Annotated in this window: 20 protein-coding genes and 1 pseudogene; 11 read left to right on the top strand and 10 right to left on the bottom strand. The window is 61.2% G+C overall.

Going from position 1 to position 17,192, the window contains the following annotated elements:
• Nucleotide 1: 1 nt before the first annotated feature.
• The 4 genes from B9Z40_RS11830 to B9Z40_RS11815 form a co-directional block, all read right to left on the bottom strand.
• Entirely contained in the window at nucleotides 2–298 is a 297-nt protein-coding gene (locus tag B9Z40_RS11830; protein WP_100173562.1) for a polyhydroxyalkanoic acid system family protein, read from the bottom strand.
• Complete coding sequence (locus tag B9Z40_RS11825) at nucleotides 291–2,351, bottom strand: molybdopterin-dependent oxidoreductase (RefSeq protein ID WP_199172560.1); 2,061 nt, start codon at nucleotides 2,349–2,351, stop codon at nucleotides 291–293. The genes B9Z40_RS11830 and B9Z40_RS11825 overlap by 8 nt, the downstream gene beginning before the upstream one ends.
• A 72-nt stretch (nucleotides 2,352–2,423) precedes the next feature.
• Nucleotides 2,424–3,416: a CapA family protein gene (locus B9Z40_RS11820; RefSeq protein ID WP_100173847.1), complete on the bottom strand. Its 993-nt coding sequence runs from the start codon at nucleotides 3,414–3,416 to the stop codon at nucleotides 2,424–2,426.
• Complete coding sequence (locus B9Z40_RS11815; protein WP_233204899.1) at nucleotides 3,413–3,832, bottom strand: hypothetical protein; 420 nt, start codon at nucleotides 3,830–3,832, stop codon at nucleotides 3,413–3,415. Before B9Z40_RS11815 ends, B9Z40_RS11820 begins: the two co-directional genes overlap by 4 nt.
• A gap of 101 nt (nucleotides 3,833–3,933) precedes the next feature.
• Here B9Z40_RS11815 and B9Z40_RS11810 point away from each other — a divergent pair, with 101 nt between their 5' ends.
• The 5 genes from B9Z40_RS11810 (at nucleotide 3,934) to B9Z40_RS11790 (ending at nucleotide 9,343) form a co-directional block, all read left to right on the top strand.
• Nucleotides 3,934–5,145 (top strand): M20 aminoacylase family protein, encoded by a 1,212-nt coding sequence (locus B9Z40_RS11810; RefSeq protein WP_100173559.1) that lies wholly within the window; start codon nucleotides 3,934–3,936, stop codon nucleotides 5,143–5,145.
• Between the two features lie 13 nt (nucleotides 5,146–5,158).
• Nucleotides 5,159–6,244: a M14 family metallopeptidase gene (locus B9Z40_RS11805; protein WP_100173558.1), complete on the top strand. Its 1,086-nt coding sequence runs from the start codon at nucleotides 5,159–5,161 to the stop codon at nucleotides 6,242–6,244.
• Nucleotides 6,245–6,252: 8 nt separating this feature from the next.
• Nucleotides 6,253–7,212, top strand: a complete 960-nt coding sequence (locus B9Z40_RS11800) for a complex I NDUFA9 subunit family protein (RefSeq protein ID WP_100173557.1) — start codon at nucleotides 6,253–6,255, stop codon at nucleotides 7,210–7,212.
• Nucleotides 7,213–7,394: 182 nt separating this feature from the next.
• Nucleotides 7,395–8,078, top strand: coding sequence for a glutathione S-transferase family protein (locus tag B9Z40_RS11795; RefSeq protein ID WP_100173556.1), 684 nt, complete (start codon nucleotides 7,395–7,397; stop codon nucleotides 8,076–8,078).
• Between the two features lie 14 nt (nucleotides 8,079–8,092).
• On the top strand, nucleotides 8,093–9,343 hold the full coding sequence (locus B9Z40_RS11790) for a multifunctional CCA addition/repair protein (RefSeq protein ID WP_100173555.1): 1,251 nt from the start codon (nucleotides 8,093–8,095) through the stop codon (nucleotides 9,341–9,343).
• Between the two features lie 12 nt (nucleotides 9,344–9,355).
• On the opposite strand, the gene trxC is transcribed toward B9Z40_RS11790, so the two are convergent.
• The 5 genes from trxC to B9Z40_RS11765 all read right to left on the bottom strand — a co-directional run bounded on the left by trxC (nucleotide 9,356) and on the right by B9Z40_RS11765 (nucleotide 12,051).
• Nucleotides 9,356–9,802, bottom strand: coding sequence for a thioredoxin TrxC (gene trxC, locus B9Z40_RS11785; RefSeq protein ID WP_100173554.1), 447 nt, complete (start codon nucleotides 9,800–9,802; stop codon nucleotides 9,356–9,358).
• A gap of 94 nt (nucleotides 9,803–9,896) precedes the next feature.
• Nucleotides 9,897–10,157 carry a translation initiation factor IF-1 gene (infA, locus tag B9Z40_RS11780; RefSeq protein ID WP_019426546.1) on the bottom strand — a complete coding sequence of 87 codons (261 nt, stop codon included), beginning with the start codon at nucleotides 10,155–10,157 and terminating at the stop codon, nucleotides 9,897–9,899.
• 14 nt (nucleotides 10,158–10,171) lie between these two features.
• Nucleotides 10,172–10,387 carry a hypothetical protein gene (locus B9Z40_RS11775; protein WP_233204898.1) on the bottom strand — a complete coding sequence of 72 codons (216 nt, stop codon included), beginning with the start codon at nucleotides 10,385–10,387 and terminating at the stop codon, nucleotides 10,172–10,174.
• Nucleotides 10,388–10,737: 350 nt separating this feature from the next.
• Nucleotides 10,738–10,932 carry a DUF2905 domain-containing protein gene (locus B9Z40_RS11770; protein WP_100173552.1) on the bottom strand — a complete coding sequence of 65 codons (195 nt, stop codon included), beginning with the start codon at nucleotides 10,930–10,932 and terminating at the stop codon, nucleotides 10,738–10,740.
• 18 nt (nucleotides 10,933–10,950) lie between these two features.
• Nucleotides 10,951–12,051 (bottom strand): class I SAM-dependent methyltransferase, encoded by a 1,101-nt coding sequence (locus B9Z40_RS11765; RefSeq protein ID WP_100173846.1) that lies wholly within the window; start codon nucleotides 12,049–12,051, stop codon nucleotides 10,951–10,953.
• A 179-nt stretch (nucleotides 12,052–12,230) separates the two neighbouring features.
• Here B9Z40_RS11765 and B9Z40_RS11760 point away from each other — a divergent pair, with 179 nt between their 5' ends.
• The 6 genes and pseudogenes from B9Z40_RS11760 (at nucleotide 12,231) to B9Z40_RS11735 (ending at nucleotide 16,028) form a co-directional block, all read left to right on the top strand.
• Complete coding sequence (locus tag B9Z40_RS11760; protein WP_199172559.1) at nucleotides 12,231–13,004, top strand: SDR family oxidoreductase; 774 nt, start codon at nucleotides 12,231–12,233, stop codon at nucleotides 13,002–13,004.
• Nucleotides 13,001–13,396 (top strand): dihydroneopterin aldolase, encoded by a 396-nt coding sequence (locus B9Z40_RS11755; protein ID WP_100173550.1) that lies wholly within the window; start codon nucleotides 13,001–13,003, stop codon nucleotides 13,394–13,396. The genes B9Z40_RS11760 and B9Z40_RS11755 overlap by 4 nt, the downstream gene beginning before the upstream one ends.
• Nucleotides 13,393–13,764 (top strand): dihydroneopterin aldolase, encoded by a 372-nt coding sequence (locus B9Z40_RS11750; protein WP_100173549.1) that lies wholly within the window; start codon nucleotides 13,393–13,395, stop codon nucleotides 13,762–13,764. The genes B9Z40_RS11755 and B9Z40_RS11750 overlap by 4 nt, the downstream gene beginning before the upstream one ends.
• 5 nt (nucleotides 13,765–13,769) lie before the next feature.
• Entirely contained in the window at nucleotides 13,770–14,708 is a 939-nt protein-coding gene (gene ttcA, locus B9Z40_RS11745; RefSeq protein ID WP_100173548.1) for a tRNA 2-thiocytidine(32) synthetase TtcA, read from the top strand.
• Nucleotides 14,709–14,727: 19 nt separating this feature from the next.
• Complete coding sequence (locus B9Z40_RS11740) at nucleotides 14,728–15,369, top strand: DUF4136 domain-containing protein (protein WP_100173547.1); 642 nt, start codon at nucleotides 14,728–14,730, stop codon at nucleotides 15,367–15,369.
• 14 nt (nucleotides 15,370–15,383) lie between these two features.
• Nucleotides 15,384–16,028, top strand: a pseudogene (locus B9Z40_RS11735) (histidine phosphatase family protein).
• Nucleotides 16,029–16,130: 102 nt separating this feature from the next.
• Here the strand turns inward: B9Z40_RS11735 and ruvB are convergent.
• Nucleotides 16,131–17,183: a Holliday junction branch migration DNA helicase RuvB gene (ruvB, locus tag B9Z40_RS11730; RefSeq protein ID WP_100173546.1), complete on the bottom strand. Its 1,053-nt coding sequence runs from the start codon at nucleotides 17,181–17,183 to the stop codon at nucleotides 16,131–16,133.
• Nucleotides 17,184–17,192: the final 9 nt, after the last annotated feature.

Genomic DNA, 17,192 nt, shown 5'->3' with positions numbered 1-17,192 from the left:
TTCAGGCCACTGGACCCAACAAAGCGTCCAGATTGGCCTGTATTTTTTCTTCGATCTTGCTGCTGTAGGCGCCCAACAAAAAGCCCAGCTTGATCTGCAGGTCGAAGCGGTTTTCGGTCACCGTGAGCAGACCACTCACGCCACTGCGCTCGAAACGCATCCGATCCTCGGATTCGCCGTGTTCAAACTCGCAGGCCATGCCCCATTCTTGTTCGGCTTGCTCGCGCCAACGCTGGGCCACCAGGCGAGCGCCGTCCAGCCCCAAGGTGTGTTTTCGTTCGATATTCAAGTCAGGCATGGGCTTCTTCTTTCTGCAGCAGGGCCACGTCCACCAAACAGTCGTAAAACACAGGCGCTCGGCCCATGTCGGTCAGGTGCTGGCTGGTCAGCTCGTTGACGTTGGTGCCGTTCAGGCCCAGCTTGCGCCACCAAATGCCCAGGCCGTGGACCACGCCGAGGCGCGCTCGCTGGTTCAGCCTGGCCTTGCAGTGGTAAGTGCCCCGGTCGTTGAAGACAAGCACCACCGCACCGTCGGCGATGCCCCGCGCAGCCGCGTCTTGTGGGTGCATCTCCAGCACTGGCTCGGCTTCGATGTCGCGCAGGCTTTGCACGTTGACGAAGGTCGAGTTCAAAAAGTTGCGCGCAGGCGGTGAGATCATGGCCAGCGGGTAGCGGCCACCGGGCGCGGCCAATTCGTAATTGGGCAAGTGGTCCGGCAGGCCGTCCAGCCCCTGATCGGCCAGGCGTTGGCTGAAAAACTCGCACCGCCCTGAAGGCGATGGAAAGCCACCTTGCGCGAATGGCGCGTCAGGCACCGGCAAAGAGGCAAAGCCGTTCTGCAACAACACCTCAAAGTCTTTTTCATCGCCGATGGCGCTGCGGCACAGGCTTTCGTCGCTCTCGGCAAAACAGGGGTCGTCAAACCCCATGCGCTGGGCCAGCGCTCGGAAGATGTCGGTGTTGGTGCGCGCCTCGCCCACGGGGGCAATCGCCGGGCGGTTCAGCAGCACATCGGTGTGGCCATAGCTGGTGTGGATGTCCCAGTGCTCCAATTGCGTGGTGGCGGGCAGGATGTAGTCGGCCATGTCGGCCGTGTCGGTTTTGAAATGCTCCAACACCACGGTGAACAAGTCTTCGCGGGCAAAGCCTTGCACCACCTTGCCGGACTCAGGCGCAATCGCCACCGGGTTGCTGTTGTAAACCACCAAGGCTTCGATCTGCGGGCCGAATGCGGGCGATGCCGGGCGCAGCAAATCGTCGCCAATGGTGGTCATGTTGATGGTGCGGGGCCGCCGCTCGCCCAACAAGTCGGGCCGCTGCAAAGCCGCGCGCCGCACCGGGAAATGCCCCGAGCTGCTGAGCAGCAGCCCACCCGCACGGTGTCGCCAAGCACCCGTGAGCGCCGGCAGGCAGGCAATCGCCCGCACCGCGTTGCCACCACCGCGCACGCGCTGCATGCCGTAGTTCAAGCGAATGGCCGCGGGCTGGGTCGTGCCCCAGTCACGAGCCAGTTGGCGGATTTGTTCAACCGGCACACCGCACACTTCGGCGGCACGTTCGGGCGGCCATTGCAGGGCGCGGGCTTTCAAAGCGTCCCAGCCCAAGGTGTAACGGTCGATGTAGTCCTGGTCGAGCCAGCCATGGACGATCAACTCGTGCATGAGCGCCAGCGCCAGCGCGGCGTCGGTGCCGGGCCGCAGGGCGATGTGTTCGTGGCATTTTTCAGCCGTCTCACTGCGACGGGGGTCGATGCAGACCAGCTTCGCGCCATTGCGCTTGGCCTCTTGCGCGAGGCGCCAAAAGTGCAGGTTGCTGCCAATCGAGTTGCTGCCCCAGATGACGATGAGCTTGGATTCGGCAAAAAATTCGACCTTCATGCCGACCTTGTTGCCCAGGGTCTGGGTCAGGGCTTCTGCACCCGCCGAAGCGCAGATGGTGCGGTCCAACAGCGACGCGCCCAGCTGGTGGAAAAACCGCGCCGCGATCGACTCGCTTTGCACCAGGCCCATGGTGCCCGCATAACTGTAGGGCAGGATGGCCTGCGGATCGCGTCCGGCAATGGCTTTCAGGCGCGCTGCGATGTCGTCCAGGGCTTCGTCCCAGCTGACGGGTTCAAACTGTCCCGCGCCTTTGGGGCCCACGCGTTTCAGGGGGTGCAGCAAGCGTTCGGGGTGGTAGGTGCGCTCGGTGTAGCGCGACACCTTGGTGCACAACACACCATCGGTCTGCGCATGCGCCGGGTTGCCCTGCACTTTGGTGGCTCGGCCGTTTTCAACGGTCGTGAGCAAAGCACAGGTGTCAGGGCAATCGTGCGGGCAGGCGCCTCGCACCTCTTGGATGGCATCGGTCATGCACTTATTGTGTCGCATATCGCGGCGAGGGCGCCGCCCCCACAGACGCCGAACCCCCACAGGGCCAAACGCTCAGCGCCGCTGTCCCGCCACGCACTGCCCCACCGCCGCATCACCCCGCTGCCAGCAAGGACTGGCTGCACGGTCATCGCGCTCGGGCACGCCATCCATGCGGATTTTTGCCACACGGGTGTGGAACGCGCGCACCCCCTGCTTGTCCAATTCCAAACGCAACACCCAGCCACGGCGCTGGTTGTCGTTGTCGGTTTCCTTCATCACGAAGTTGCCCACGCTGTAAATGATGGGCTTGCCTTGAATGTGCTCAATGTCTTGTGTCACATGGGGGTGGCCGCCGATCACAGCATCGGCCCCGGCGCCCACCATCAGGCGGGCCAGTTGCCGCTGTCGGGCATTGGCAAAAAGCTCGTTCTCCCAGCCCCAATGCATGATGGGAATGACCAGGTCGGCCCGGTGCACCTGGCGGGCACGGCGGATGTCGTCCACCACCTGCTCGTCTTCACTCCAAGCCACACCCGGGGCATCGTGGCCGGCTTCAAAACTGCGTGGCATGAACTCGTTGTAACTCAAGATGGCGATGCGTAAACCTTTGCGCTCCACGATCCAGGGTTCATGGGCCTGAGACAAATTGAGCCCTCCCCCCACCTTGGCCAAACCCGCTTGGCTGAGCAAACCCAGCATTTCGGCAAACGCTGTTCGGCCAAAATCCCCCGAATGGTTGTTGGCCAGCGCCACCGCATCAAAATGCGTTTTGAGCACGGGCAATACGCGAGTATGCGCCCGGAAAGTGTAGTTTTTATCCCCTGCGCTGCCGGTGGTGGCCACCACACACTCGAGGTTCGCGATGCGCACATCGGCCAGGGCAAAGACCCCCGCAAAGTCGGCGAACGGGTCACCTCCGCGGGCGATCAAGGCACCCGGGTCATCGTCGAGTACGGTGTCCCCCGCAAAGACCAAGCTGACAGATTCGCCCAGATCGTGCTTCGTTTGGGCCCATAACGGGGTGCACAACAAGTAGGCGACCCACAAACACAAGCAGCGGGTCATGGCGCCCATCCTTCCAAGGTGCAGCTGTAAATCAACTCCCGCTCTTGCGGCCCACCGTACACATGTTGCTGGCCCGTAAAAGCCCACGGTGTCACTGACCGAGGAAAAGGCGGCAAATATTTGGCTTGATGGATCAGCACCGGGTGCGGCTGGGCGACCAAATAGGCGTACAACACCATGCGCTCCACTTTTTGGGCATCTCCCACCATGACCGCTTTGAAAGCAAAGCGCCCCCCAATGTCCACCGAGGGCACTGGATAAGGGTCCGCCACAGGGCGAGCCACCACGGTCTGTGTGGCTCCAGCGTAGGTCACTTGGCAAGTGACCAGGGGCTGCGCGAAGGCTGTGCCCGCCAGCAAGCTGGCCAACAAGGGCCCCACAGCACGCCAAAATAGGAAATAGGATGTTCGCTTCATGAGATGACAATTTTGCACTGCGACCAAGGCACATCGGTGACAGTTGGGACATTCCCGAACCGGACTAGGCAAACGGACACAAGTCCCGCTAGACTGTACCCATGAAACTCATCGACTCCATCCTCACCGACGCGGCCAGCATTGCTGCCATCCGCAAAGACATCCACGCACACCCTGAGTTGTGCTTCCAAGAGGTGCGCACGGCCGATGTGGTCGCCCAGCAGCTGACGGACTGGGGCATCCCCATTCACCGCGGCATGGGCACCACAGGCGTGGTGGGCATCGTGCACGGGCGCGACGGCGGCGCTTGCGGACGCGGCATTGGTCTGCGCGCTGACATCGACGCCCTGCCCATGCAAGAGTTCAACACCTTTGCCCACGCCAGCAAACACCAGGGCAAGATGCACGCCTGCGGCCACGACGGCCACACGGCCATGCTGCTGGCAGCGGCCAAACACTTTGCCAAGCACCGCGACTTTGACGGCACGGTGTATTTGATCTTCCAACCCGCCGAAGAAGGCGGCGGCGGTGCCCGCGAGATGATCAAGGACGGCCTGTTCGACAAGTTCCCCATGCAGGCTGTGTTCGGCATGCACAACTGGCCCGGCGCGCCCGTGGGCACTTTTGCCGTGAGCGCAGGCCCGGTGATGGCATCCAGCAACGAATTCAAAATCACCATCCGCGGCAAAGGCAGCCACGCTGCGCTGCCACACAACGGCATCGATCCGGTGCCAATCGCTTGCCAGATGGTGCAAGGTTTTCAGACCATCATCACCCGAAACAAAAAGCCTGTTGACGCAGGCGTGATCTCGGTCACCATGATCCATGCGGGCGAAGCCACCAACGTGGTGCCAGACTCCTGCGAGTTGCAAGGCACCGTGCGCACTTTCAGCTTCGAGGTGCTGGATTTGATCGAAAAGCGCATGAAGCAAGTCGCCGAATCGATCTGCACCGCTTTTGACGCGCAGTGCGAATTCGAATTCCACCGCAACTACCCGCCCACCATCAACAGCGCACCAGAAGCCGATTTCGCGCGCCAGGTCATGGGTGGCATTGTGGGGACCGACCATGTGGTCCACCAAGAACCCACCATGGGCGCCGAAGACTTCTCTTACATGCTGCAAGCCAAGCCTGGTGCGTATGTGTTCATCAGCAACGGCGACGGCGCGCACCGCGAAATGGGCCACGGCGGCGGCCCCTGCACTTTGCACAACCCCAGCTACGACTTCAATGACGACCTGATTCCGCTGGGCGGTACTTACTGGGTGGAACTCGCCACGCAATGGCTGGCCAATCCGACACAAACCGTTTGAACTGAAAATCTCCATGACCGATATCCAAACTGGCTTTTCTAAAAGCTATGCCGAAGCTCGTCAGAAGTTCCTGAACGCAGCACATGCTGCAGGTCTGACCGTTGATTCCAACATCCACCCCTTGAAGGGCCGGGACGGCGAAGAGCTGGCCATGGACGTGGTGCTGGACGGCTCACCCGATGCGAAGCAGCTGCTGATCGTCAGCAGCGCCTGCCACGGGGTGGAAGGCTACTGCGGCTCGGGCGTGCAGATCCATGCCCTGCAAAACAGCGCCTGGCGCGAGGCGGCCAAAGCCAACGGCGTGGCGGTGCTCTACATCCATGCGCTCAACCCGCACGGGTTCTCGCATGTGCGGCGCGTGACCCACGAAAACGTGGACATCAACCGCAACTTCCAGGACTTTACGAAGCCTCTGCCAGAAAACGCGCCCTACAAAGAAGTCCAACCGCTCTTGCTGCCCGAGGTTTGGCCACCGGACGCGGCCAACGCGGCAGCCGTCACCCAATACATCGTCGAGCGCGGCATGAAAGCCCTGCAAGCGGCCGTATCCAAAGGCCAGCACGATTTTCCTGAAGGCCTGTTTTTTGGTGGCCAAGGCCCCACTTGGAGCAACCTGACGCTGCGCCAAGTGTTGCAAAAGTACGGCCAGCGCTGTCAAAAAATGGCCTGGATTGATCTGCACACGGGTTTGGGCCCCAACGGCTTGGGCGAGCGCATTTTTGCCTGCGCCGACGACGCTGCGGCCTACACCCGCGCCAAAACTTGGTGGGGCCAAGACATAACGTCCATCTACGACGGCTCATCGAGTTCGGCCTTCCTGACGGGCTTGATGTGGATGGCGGCCTACCAAGAATGCCCGCAAGCCGAGTACACCGGCATTGCGATGGAGTACGGCACACAGCCGCAAGAACAAGTCATGTTCGCCTTGCGCGGTGACCACTGGTTGCACCTGCACCCTGAGGCACCTGATGCCTTGCGCCAGAAAATCAAACAAGACCTGATGGACGCCTTCTACACCGACACCGACACTTGGCGCACCCAGATCGTGGACCAAGCCATGGATGCGATGCACCAAGCCGTCACAGGTCTGAACAGCTGAACGCCGGAATGAACAATCCTCGTATTTTGGTGTTGGGTGGCTCGGGCTTTGTGGGTCGCCATGTGTGCGAGCAAATGGCGCGTTTGGGTTGGCAGGTCACGGTGCCCACGCGCCGTGCCAGCAACGCGGCCAGCGTGCAAAGTTTGCCCGGTCTCACCGTCATCGAAGCCTCGGTGCACAGCCCAGCCGACTTGGCCCGGCTCATGCCCGGGCACGATGCGGTGGTCAACTTGGTGGCGGTGCTGCACGGCAACGAAGAACGCTTTGAAGAAGTGCATGTCAACCTGCCGGGCAAGATCGCCGACGCCATGCACACAGCGGGCGTGCGCAGGCTGGTGCATGTCAGTGCACTGGGGGCCGACCCACAAGGTCCATCGATGTACCAGCGCAGCAAGGCGCGGGGTGAAACTTTGCTGCACAACGCAGACTTGCAATTGACGGTGCTGCGCCCCAGCGTGATATTTGGGGCCGAAGACAAATTCTTGAACCTGTTTGCCGATATGCAGGCTGTTTTACCCTTCATGCCGATGGCAGGCAGTGGCACGCGCTTTGCGCCCGTGTGGGTGGCCGATGTGGCCCGCGCGGTGGTGACCTGCCTGCAAAAGCCGGACACCATAGGCAAGACCTACGAACTGTGCGGACCTGACGTGCTCACCTTGGGCGAGCTGGTGCACCGCGCTGGACAGTGGGCGGGCGTGAACCACGGCAAAGGTCGCCCTGTCATCGGTTTGCCGATGTGGGTGGGCTGGCTGCAAGCCGCGGCCATGGAGCTGGCCCCGGGAGAGCCCCTGATGAGCCGGGACAATTTGGCGTCCATGAAGGTGGACAACATCGCGACGGGCCAATACCCAGGCCTGTCCGCGCTGGGCATCACGGCAGCATCTGCAGCGGGTGTGGCACCCAGCTATCTGGGCCACCGCGGGCCACGCAGCCGCATGAACAGCTGGCGCTCACGCGCTGGGCGCTGAGTTCGGCCTACTCTGACGTTCGAAGTCTTCGGGGATGTGTGAGGGGATGCGGCGGGTTCCTCATGACGGGGTACCGAAAATCGTCACCCGCCGCACCCCCTCACACACTTTGGCGGTGCAATCTGTCCCTTTTTGACAGCCATGACCGCTAATATGTGGGCTCCGATTCACGGGAGAAAACAATGATCCAGCTCTACATCGCCAACAAAAACTACTCCTCTTGGTCCATGCGCCCTTGGGTGCTGCTGCGCCAGGCGGGCATCGACTTTGAAGAGGTCTATGTCCGCTTTGACAGCTTTGCGCCCGACTCCAATTTCAAGGCCAGCCTCAAGGCCGTGAACCCTGTGGGCAAAGTGCCTGTGCTGGTGCACGATGGCCTGGCCGTGTGGGACACCCTGGCCATTGCCGAATATGTGGCCGAGCAGTTCCCTGACAAGCAGCTCTGGCCACAAGACCGTGCCGCCAGGGCACGCGCGCGCAGCATCTGCGCCGAAATGCACAGCGGTTTCACGGGCCTGCGCAGTGCCTGCCCGATGAACATCGAGGCGCACCTGCCCGAGATCGGTGCGCTCGCCCTGCGCGACAAAGCTGCCGTGCGCGCCGATCTTGAGCGCATCTGCAGTCTTTGGAGCGGCCTGCTGCAAGAACACGGCGGCCCCATGCTGTTTGGCCACTTCACCGTGGCCGATGCCTACTTCGCCCCGGTGGTCATGCGCCTGAAAACCTATGCCCTGCCCGTGCCTGCCGATGTGGCCGCCTACATGGACCGTGTCTGCGCCCTGCCCGGTGTGAAGGCCTGGATCGACGACGCTTTGGTCGAAAAGGACTTCATCGACTTTGAAGAGCCTTTCCGGGTGGCTCGCTGAGCAAAGCATTTGACATGAACGTGTTTGTTGTCGGCGGTGCGGTGCGCGATGCCTTGATGGGCCTACCCGTCAACGACCGCGACTGGGTGGTGGTGGGCAGCACGCCCGAGGCCATGACCGATCAGGGATTCATGCCCGTGGGCAAAGACTTTCCGGTGTTTTTGCACCCCAAAACCCGCGAGGAATACGCCCTGGCCCGCACCGAGCGCAAAACGGCCCGGGGCTACAAAGGTTTTGCGGTGCATGCCGACCCCAGCGTCACCCTTGAAGAAGACTTGGCCCGGCGCGACCTCACGGTGAATGCCATGGCCTTGCCCGAGGCGCTGGCCCATGCAGAGCCCAGCGCATGGGCAGGCCAGATCGTGGACCCGTATGGCGGCCAGGCTGACTTGAAAAACAAAGTGCTGCGCCATGTGACTGAAGCATTTGCCGAAGACCCCGTGCGCATCTTGCGCGTGGCCCGCTTTGCGGCGCGCTTTGCTGACTTCACCGTAGCCGATGAAACTATGGCTTTGATGCACCAAATGGTCGAGGACGGCGAAGCCGACCACTTGGTGCCCGAGCGCGTCTGGCAAGAGTTAGCCAAAGGCCTGATGAGCGAGCGGCCATCACGTATGTTCGAGGTGCTGCGGGAATGCGGTGCGCTCAAAGTGCTGCTGCCCGAACTGGACCGCCTGTGGGTCGTGCCGCAACGCGCCGAATACCACCCTGAGGTGGACACGGGCGTGCACATGATGCTGGTGATGGACATGGCCGCACGCCTGAACACGCCGCTGGCTGTGCGTGTGGCCTGCCTGATGCATGACCTGGGCAAAGGCACCACACCCGCCGACGCATTGCCCCGCCACCTTGGACACGAAGGCCGCAGCGTGAAGCTTTTGCAAAAGGTGTGCGAACGCCTGCGCGTGCCGACCGAGGGCAAAGAGCTTGCTGAGGTGGTGGCGCGGGAGCATGGCAACATCCACCGCAGCGCCGATCTGAACGCCGAAGCCCTGATGCGCCTCCTAGAGCGATGCGACGCCATTCGGCAGGCCGAGCGCTTTGCGCTCGTGCTCCAAGCGTGTGAGTGTGATGCGCGGGGACGGTTGGGTTTTGAGGATACGGCCTATCCGCAGGCAGAGCGCTTGCTCAAAGCCCAACAGGCCGCGCTGTCCGTCGAGACCGCGCCCATCGCGCAGGCAGCGGCGGCTCAAGGCCTCAAAGGCCCGCAAATTGGCGAACAGATCGCCAAGGCCCGCGTGCAGGCCATTGCGCAAGTGCTGTAAACACCCCAGCGCTCAAAGGTGCGATCGGGTCCAATTGGCGATGTCTTGCGCCGTGCGGAAAGCACCTGCCTGCCTTGCGACTTCTTTGCCGCCGACAAACAAGGCGAGTGTGGGGATGCTGCGGATGTTGAAACGGGCTGAGATGGCCTGTGCTTCTTCAGTATTGAGTTTGGCCACCCGCACTTGGGGCTCCAAAAGGCCAGCGGCCTGCTCATAAGCTGGTGCCATCATGCGGCAAGGGCCACACCAAGGGGCCCAGAAATCCACCAGCACCGGCACATGGCTGCGGCCGATGTGCTTGTCAAAGCTGGCTGCGTCCAGCGCCAGCGGATGTCCATCAAAAAGAGCTTTGTGGCAGCTTCCGCAATCGGGTGCGTTTTGCAGGTCGGCCACACGCACCCGGTTGGTGGTGTGGCAGTGCGGACAAACAATGTGCAAGGCGTCGGCTGAAGCGGTCATGAGTTCCCCTGTGTTGAAAACCACTTGGGGATCATGTGATTCGATTCAAGGGCCTTGCGCGTTGACTCAGGTCAACGCAAAGAACAAGGCAGGATCAACGTGCTGGGGGACGGCGAGGCGCCATAGGGGCACGACCAGCCAGGTGACGGAAGCTGATGCGGCCTTTGCTCAAGTCGTAAGGCGAGAGCTCTAGGGTCACACGGTCACCCGCCAAAATGCGGATGTGGTTCTTTCGCATCTTGCCTGCGGAATAGGCAATCAGTTGGTGGCCGTTGTCTAGGGTCACGCGAAAACGCGTGTCGGGCAACACCTCGTTGACCACGCCCATCAGTTCAATCAGTTCTTCTTTAGCCATTTAAAACGTCTTTCTCAAAGCAGAATCGGTTTGGAAGTCTGGCGCTCTACCCACAACATGCCTTCATCGAGGGCGTATTGGCTGGCGGCGTCAGGCGTTGCAAATTCGGGCACAAACCGCATCACGCGGTCGGTGCTGGCGCTGCCACGGCCACTGGCCACGGACACTTGCGCGCCAAATGCGCCATTGGGCAAAGCCCTCGAGCACGGTTGAATTCGGAATTTTCCCATGGAGATGGGTTGGTGTGAACAATATGAAGTAGTCATCTATTTTAACGAAGGGGGTCGCACCGCTGATTTGGCCCTCTTAGGGGTCGTGCGGCGGCACGGGTCTTGGCATGTCCTGCTGCCAAAAAAGCGCCCCCATACGCAGACCGCAAGGCCTGCCCAACAACAGCACCGTGCAGAGGTGCGTCAAAAAGGAAGCAAAAAAATCGTCTGAGCCCAGCTTGGAAAAGCATGGCGGGCGATGTGCACAGTGGAGGACAAGACTGGCATCCCTCTGCCGGGATGCGCTATCGGCTCGCAAGGAGCTAGATGGGCATAAGTCGCCAATGGCGTGACGCACTGTAACACGTTCCTCATACCCAACGTGCAATCGCTGCGGCCACCATGCTCAGCAGCAAGGTGCTGGTGATGGGCAGGAAGAACTCGCGCCCGAACAAGCGGAAGCGAAAGTCACCGGGCAAACGGCCAAAGCCAAATTTTTGCAACCACTTTTGCAGGCCACTGAAAATGATCAGCGCCAGAAACACCACGATGAGCCAACGCAACATAGCTTGCCTGGATGCCGTTTACAGGCGGTGCGACCGGTCGCCCCGGGCAAAGCCTTGGGCAGCCCAATCGGACGATGTGGCCAACCCGACCACTTTGAACAACTCGCCCATTTCGTGTTCGTTGATGAGACGCTGGGCCAGGCTGCGCTCGGCCAAACTGGCGGCGGCCATGCGTTCGGCCAACCCCAGGTTCAACAAAAACCAGGCTTGGCTGGCATAACCCATCACATGGAGGCCCGCGTTTTGTGCGGCCAGCGCCACCCCGGTGAAGTTGACATGCGCCGTGATGTCTTTTTGACCCACCGCCACCAAAGGGTCTGGGTCGGCCTGATGCAATTGGTGGCACATGACGGTGCCCATGTGGCGCTGGGGGTGAAAGTATTCGCCCTCGGGAAAGCCGTAATCCAGAAAGAACGCCGCCCCACCCCGCCCAGCCAGCAAGCGCTCGGCCAAACTGGCAATGAAAGCTTCGGCTTGGAGGTGGATTTCGGTCAAATAGTCGTGCTCGCCTTCGATGTCCACAGGCGGACGCAGATCGGTCAAGCGGTCTTGCCAAGCGAATTGTTCACCCGCGCTGACAACGCCACGCTCGTGCCAAACGCCTTGCGTGCGCTGCAAGAGCTGCACCGGCATGGCGTCGAGCACCTCGTTGCCCACCACCACGCCCTCGATCGCATCGGGCCAAGCGTCCAACCAGCGCACTTTTTCGGCGTATTTCAGCAGGGTATCGGCCTGACGGTCGCGCAATGTGCCCGACAAATCGATGATGGTGTAACGGCGCACCGCATCACCCAGGCTGTCCAAGAGTTGCAAGGCCAAAGCCCCGGTGCCCGCGCCAAACTCCCAGACTTCATCCGAGCCTGTGGCCGCCAGTGCCTCTTTCACCTGCACCGCCAGGGTCTGGCCAAACAAGGGCGACATGCCCGGCGCGGTCACAAAATCGCTGCCGGATGAAGGCATGGCCCCAAACTTTTGCAGGGCGTTGGTGTAATAACCCAAGCCCGGCTCGTAAAGCGCCATGGCCATGAAGCGGTCAAAACCCAGCCAGCCACCCGCTTGGGCGATGGCTTGGTGGATGCGTTGGGTCAGCTCAGAGGAATTTGGGGAAGCGTCGGTCACGCCGCGATTATCCTTTGTCTGACCGTGTGGGAGCCCCGCCCTCGGGGCGATGGTTTGCGATTTGCTGGAAGCCATCGCGGCGGGGGCGCCGCTCCTACAGACGCGCTATTCCCCTGCACATGCCGTCGTCAGGGCCATCGCCGATAATTGCCCCTTTCCATCTTTCCTGCGGCATCCACTTGAAACACGTTCTGATCACTGGCGGCGCATTGCGTTTGGGCGCGACCCTTTGCCGTGCCTTCGCGCAAGCGGGCTGGCAAGTGTGGTGCCACTACCAGCGCTCAGCTGATGCCGCTTTGGCGCTTCAGGCATCGCTACAAGCCACAGGCGCCACGGTGCGACTGGTGCAAGCCGACCTCGCACAAAGCGCAGAAGTCGAACGCATGATGGCCCACATCACACAAACCACCGGGCCGCTCGACTGCGTTGTGAACAACGCCTCGCTGTTCGAACCGGACGAGGGCAGCGACATGGACTTGCCAGGCGCGCGCCTGCAACTCGAAGTGAACTTGATCGCGCCCATGCTGCTGGCCTCATTGATGGCGCAGCAATCCGCACCCGACGCCAAGTCCGGCCAACGCAGCGTGATCCACATCCTGGACCAGAAGGTGTTCAATCTGAACCCCGACTATTTTTCGTACACCGTGTCCAAACTGGCACTGGAACGTGCCGTGGCCTTGCAGGCCCAAGCCTTGGCCCCCTTGCGCGTGTGCGGCGTGGCTCCGGGCCTGATGTTTTTGAGCGGCCCGCAAACCCAAGAGAACTTTGACCGCAACAGCCGTGTGAACCTGCTGCGCGAGCCGATTGACCCGACGCAGGTGGCGGCGACTTGCGTTTTTCTGGCGCAAAACCCCTGCATCACTGGCACCACGGTGTGTGTGGACAACGGCCAGCACCTGGTGCCTTTGGCGCGGGATGTGATGTTTTTGGGTGAACCGAAAGGCGCCGCATGAGCGACCTGATGAACGATTTGGCGCTGAACTGCCGCCGCCTGTTTCTGCGCAACCACACGGTGGACGTGCGCATTGGTGCGCACGACTTTGAAAAGCTCGGCCCCCAGCGCATCGTCTTCAATGTCGAGCTGTTTGTGCCCTACAGTGCGTCCACCCCCACGCAAGACGATCTGGCCGAAGTGGTGGATTACGACTTCATCCGCGAGGTGATCGCCAAGCGTGTGGCCCAGGGTCACATCGTGCTGCAAGAGACTTTGTGCGACGACCTGATGCGCGAGCTGATCGACCACCCACAGGTGCAGGCGGTGCGCTTGTCCAGCTGCAAACCCGATGTGTACCCGGACTGCGACGCCGTCGGGGTTGAAATTTTCCAGACCAAAACTGCATCATGAAAACCCCAGCTGGACATCAAACACTGGAGCTGACCGGTTTGCGCTTTGACGCGAACCTGGGCATCCTCGAACACGAAAAAACTGACCCACAACCGATTCAGGTGGACGCCGAGCTGAACCTGGGCACGCAACCCCTGCTGCCCAGCGACGATGACATCCACTCGGTGCTGGATTACCGCAAGGTGCGCAAGATCATCATCGATGAATGCACCGCCGAGCACATCAACCTGCTGGAAACGCTGATCGGCAAACTCTCGAACCGTCTGATGCAACTCCCCGGCGTTTTGGGTGTGCGCGTCAAGATTGCCAAACTTGAAATTTTTGAAGACTGCGAAGTGGCCATTCGCATGGAAACTGGACAGTGGTGAACCTCATGAACACAGACACAGCAGCAGACAACGCCTGGGTACAGGCACAAGCCGAATCAGAGGCCGCCAAAGCCATCAAGATCGAACGCGAAACCCACAAGCTCGAAAAACGCCTGTGCCGCCAGATGGGCCAGGCCATCAGTGACTTCAACCTGATCGAAGCGGGCGACCGCATCATGGTTTGCATGTCGGGCGGCAAAGACAGCTACGGCATGCTCGACATCTTGCTCAAGATGAAAGCCCGCGCCCCGGTCGATTTTGAGCTGGTGGCGGTCAATCTGGACCAAAAGCAGCCGGGATTTCCGGACCACATCCTGCCCGCGTACCTCAAAGAGCTGGGGGTGGAATTCCATATCGAAACGCAAGACACGTATTCGATCGTGAAAGACAAGATCCCCGAAGGCAAGACCATGTGCAGCCTGTGCTCGCGCCTGCGCCGTGGCATTTTGTACCGCGTGGCACGAGAGCTCAAATGCAACAAACTGGCGCTCGGCCACCACCGCGACGATATGCTGCAGACCTTCTTCTTGAACATGTTCTTTGGCGGCAAACTCAAGGGCATGCCCCCGAAGCTGGTCAGCGACAACGGCGAATTCATGGTGATCCGCCCGCTGGCTTATGTGGCCGAGACCGACCTGATCCGTTGGGCAGAGCACCGACAGTTCCCCATCATCCCCTGCACCCTGTGTGGGAGTCAAGAAAACCTGCAACGGCTGCAGGTGGGCAACATGCTGCGCGAGTGGCAAAAGAAACACCCTGGCCGGATTGAAAACATGTTTGCCGCCCTGCAAAATGTCGTGCCATCGCACCTGATGGACGCCAAGCTGCACGGCTTCAAAGATTTGAAGATCACGGGTGTTGAATCCGAAGACGGCGACAAGGCTTTTGACGAAGAAGAGTTCAAGGAACCCTCTTTGCCGGGCATTCAGGTCATCTCCATGTAAACCTTCAGGAGGACAGGTCATGCGCACAGAAACTCGACAGCTCACGCGGTGGTTTTCGATGGCCATGGCTGCGCTGGCCTTGAGTCTGTTGACGGGCTGCGCCTCCATGCGCCTGATCGATAGCGACGTGGTCTCGGTGAACGCAGCACCAGCGGGCATGAACCTGCAAGGGGCCAAATACCGCTTCGAGCGCCTGCCTTCCCAAGCCAACAACCCCGAAGCGGGGCTGGCCGAACAACAAGCGCAAGCAGCCATGACGGCCGTGGGTTTGGTACGTGACGATGCGGGAGCCAGCTTGAGCGTGCTGGTGGGCTTCAGCGGTACACAGTACTTGTCTGACCCTTGGGGCCGCCCCATGGGGCCTGGCGCGTCGCCCTTTGGGCGCATCACCATCGGCACCGGTTTTGGCGTGGGTTTTGGCTCGCATGCTGGGGTGGGCATGGGCATGCGCTTTCCACCACCGACCCACTACCAACGCGAGGTCAGCGTGTTGATGCGCGACTTGAAGTCGGGCCAAGTGGTTTACGAAACCCGCGCCAGCCACTCAGGCCCATGGAGCGACAGTGTGCCGATTTTTGCCACCTTGTTCCAAGCTGCACTGGCCAACTTTCCCAATCCGCCTGCAGGGCTGCGCCGGGTCAACATCGAGCAGCCGCGCTGAACCCCAAGGCCTTCATGGAACCGACCCGCATTCTGGCGATTCGCCACGGAGAAACCGCCTGGAACGTTGACACCCGGCTGCAAGGCCATTTGGACATTCCGCTCAACGACGTGGGCCAGCGCCAAGCGCAGCATTTGGCCCAAGCCTTGGCGCAGCGCGATGCCATTGATGCGATTTACGCCAGCGACTTGTCGCGGGCCCACACCACGGCCCAAGCGATCGCTCAGGCCGTGGGCCTGAGCGTGAACACGCATGTGGGTTTGCGCGAGCGGCACTTTGGTGCGTTCCAGGGCCGAACATTTGCCGAGGTCGAAGTCGAGCTGCCCTAGCACGCTTGGCACTGGCGCAAACGCACGCCCGACTGGGAGCCCCCAGAGGGCGGTGAATCGCTGCTGACATTGCATGAGCGCATTGTGAACACCGTGAACGAAGTGGCCACCCGCCATCCCGGACAACAAATCGTGATGGTGGCGCACGGCGGCGTGCTCGACATCCTGTACCGCGCCGCCACCCGCCTTGACCTGCAAGCGCCCCGCACTTGGGAGCTAACCAACACGGCTGTCAACCGGCTGCTGTGGACCCCACAAGGTCTGTCCTTGGTGGGCTGGGGCGATACCTCGCATCTGGATGCGCTGGGCCAAGACGAAACGTCGACCTGAAGCCTTTGTGGGAGGCCGTCCCTGCGGCCGAATGGTGGCTCAAGCTGGGCAGACATTCGCGAGCGGGGCTCGCTCCCACAAAAGACCCAGCGGCTTCAGGTTTTAAATCCTGTCACCAAACGATTTGGGCGGTGTGACGCCCAAATGCCTGAAAGCCGCCAGCGTGGCCATGCGTCCGCGGGGGGTGCGCTGCAAATAACCTTGCTGAATCAAATACGGCTCGATCACATCTTCGATCGTGTCACGCTCCTCGCCGATGCTGGCGGCGATGTTGTCCAGCCCAACCGGGCCGCCGTCAAAGCGGTGGATCACCGCTTCGAGCAGTTTGCGGTCCATCAGGTCAAAGCCTTCAGGATCGACATCCAACATGACCAAGGCTTTTTGGGCAATGCCCTTGTGAATGGTACCGTCACCTTTGACATCGGCATAGTCGCGCACACGGCGCAGCAGGCGGTTGGCAATGCGCGGCGTGCCGCGGGAGCGGCGGGCGATTTCGAACGAACCCTCGGGGTCAATCGGCGCTTTGAGCAAGCCAGCGCTGCGGGTCACGATGCGGGTCAGCTCTTCAGGGGTGTAGAACTCCAGCCGCGACACGATGCCAAAGCGGTCGCGCAGCGGGTTGGTGAGCATGCCCGCCCGCGTGGTCGCACCCACCAGGGTGAAGGGCTGCAAGTCGAGCTTGATGGAGCGCGCTGCAGGACCCTCGCCGATCATGATGTCGATCTGGTAGTCCTCCAGCGCGGGGTACAAGATTTCCTCGACCACGGGCGAGAGGCGGTGGATCTCGTCGATGAAGAGCACATCGTTGCGCTCCAAGTTGGTCAAGAGCGCGGCCAAGTCTTTGGGCTTTTCGAGCACCGGGCCACTGGTCTGGCGCAGGTTCACGCCCAACTCGGCGGCGATGATGTGGCTGAGTGTGGTCTTGCCCAAACCGGGCGGGCCAAACAGCAGTACATGGTCCAGCGGTTCTTCGCGCATCTTGGCGGCGCTGATGAAAATTTCCAGCTGCTCGCGCACTTTGACCTGGCCAACGTATTCGTCGAGCAGCTTGGGCCGCAAGGCCCGTTCAATGGCCTCTTCTTGGTGCGACACGGGGGCTGCAGAAATGACCCGAGGTTCGGGCTGCGGGGCAAAGTCGTCGGTACGGATGCTCATGGCTCAATT

Source organism: Limnohabitans sp. 15K, from assembly GCF_002778285.1.
Taxonomy (GTDB): domain Bacteria; phylum Pseudomonadota; class Gammaproteobacteria; order Burkholderiales; family Burkholderiaceae_C; genus Limnohabitans_A.
This window is presented reverse-complemented; position numbering and strand designations above follow the sequence as displayed.

Coding starts and splice junctions, on each gene's coding strand:
- B9Z40_RS11830 (WP_100173562.1), bottom strand. CDS start 298: ATGCCTGACTTGAATATCGAACGAAAACACACCTTGGGGCTGGACGGC.
- B9Z40_RS11825 (WP_199172560.1), bottom strand. CDS start 2,351: ATGACCGATGCCATCCAAGAGGTGCGAGGCGCCTGCCCGCACGATTGC.
- B9Z40_RS11820 (WP_100173847.1), bottom strand. CDS start 3,416: ATGACCCGCTGCTTGTGTTTGTGGGTCGCCTACTTGTTGTGCACCCCG.
- B9Z40_RS11815 (WP_233204899.1), bottom strand. CDS start 3,832: ATGAAGCGAACATCCTATTTCCTATTTTGGCGTGCTGTGGGGCCCTTG.
- B9Z40_RS11810 (WP_100173559.1), top strand. CDS start 3,934: ATGAAACTCATCGACTCCATCCTCACCGACGCGGCCAGCATTGCTGCC.
- B9Z40_RS11805 (WP_100173558.1), top strand. CDS start 5,159: ATGACCGATATCCAAACTGGCTTTTCTAAAAGCTATGCCGAAGCTCGT.
- B9Z40_RS11800 (WP_100173557.1), top strand. CDS start 6,253: ATGAACAATCCTCGTATTTTGGTGTTGGGTGGCTCGGGCTTTGTGGGT.
- B9Z40_RS11795 (WP_100173556.1), top strand. CDS start 7,395: ATGATCCAGCTCTACATCGCCAACAAAAACTACTCCTCTTGGTCCATG.
- B9Z40_RS11790 (WP_100173555.1), top strand. CDS start 8,093: ATGAACGTGTTTGTTGTCGGCGGTGCGGTGCGCGATGCCTTGATGGGC.
- trxC (WP_100173554.1), bottom strand. CDS start 9,802: ATGACCGCTTCAGCCGACGCCTTGCACATTGTTTGTCCGCACTGCCAC.
- infA (WP_019426546.1), bottom strand. CDS start 10,157: ATGGCTAAAGAAGAACTGATTGAACTGATGGGCGTGGTCAACGAGGTG.
- B9Z40_RS11775 (WP_233204898.1), bottom strand. CDS start 10,387: ATGGGAAAATTCCGAATTCAACCGTGCTCGAGGGCTTTGCCCAATGGC.
- B9Z40_RS11770 (WP_100173552.1), bottom strand. CDS start 10,932: ATGTTGCGTTGGCTCATCGTGGTGTTTCTGGCGCTGATCATTTTCAGT.
- B9Z40_RS11755 (WP_100173550.1), top strand. CDS start 13,001: ATGAGCGACCTGATGAACGATTTGGCGCTGAACTGCCGCCGCCTGTTT.
- B9Z40_RS11750 (WP_100173549.1), top strand. CDS start 13,393: ATGAAAACCCCAGCTGGACATCAAACACTGGAGCTGACCGGTTTGCGC.
- ttcA (WP_100173548.1), top strand. CDS start 13,770: ATGAACACAGACACAGCAGCAGACAACGCCTGGGTACAGGCACAAGCC.
- B9Z40_RS11740 (WP_100173547.1), top strand. CDS start 14,728: ATGCGCACAGAAACTCGACAGCTCACGCGGTGGTTTTCGATGGCCATG.
- ruvB (WP_100173546.1), bottom strand. CDS start 17,183: ATGAGCATCCGTACCGACGACTTTGCCCCGCAGCCCGAACCTCGGGTC.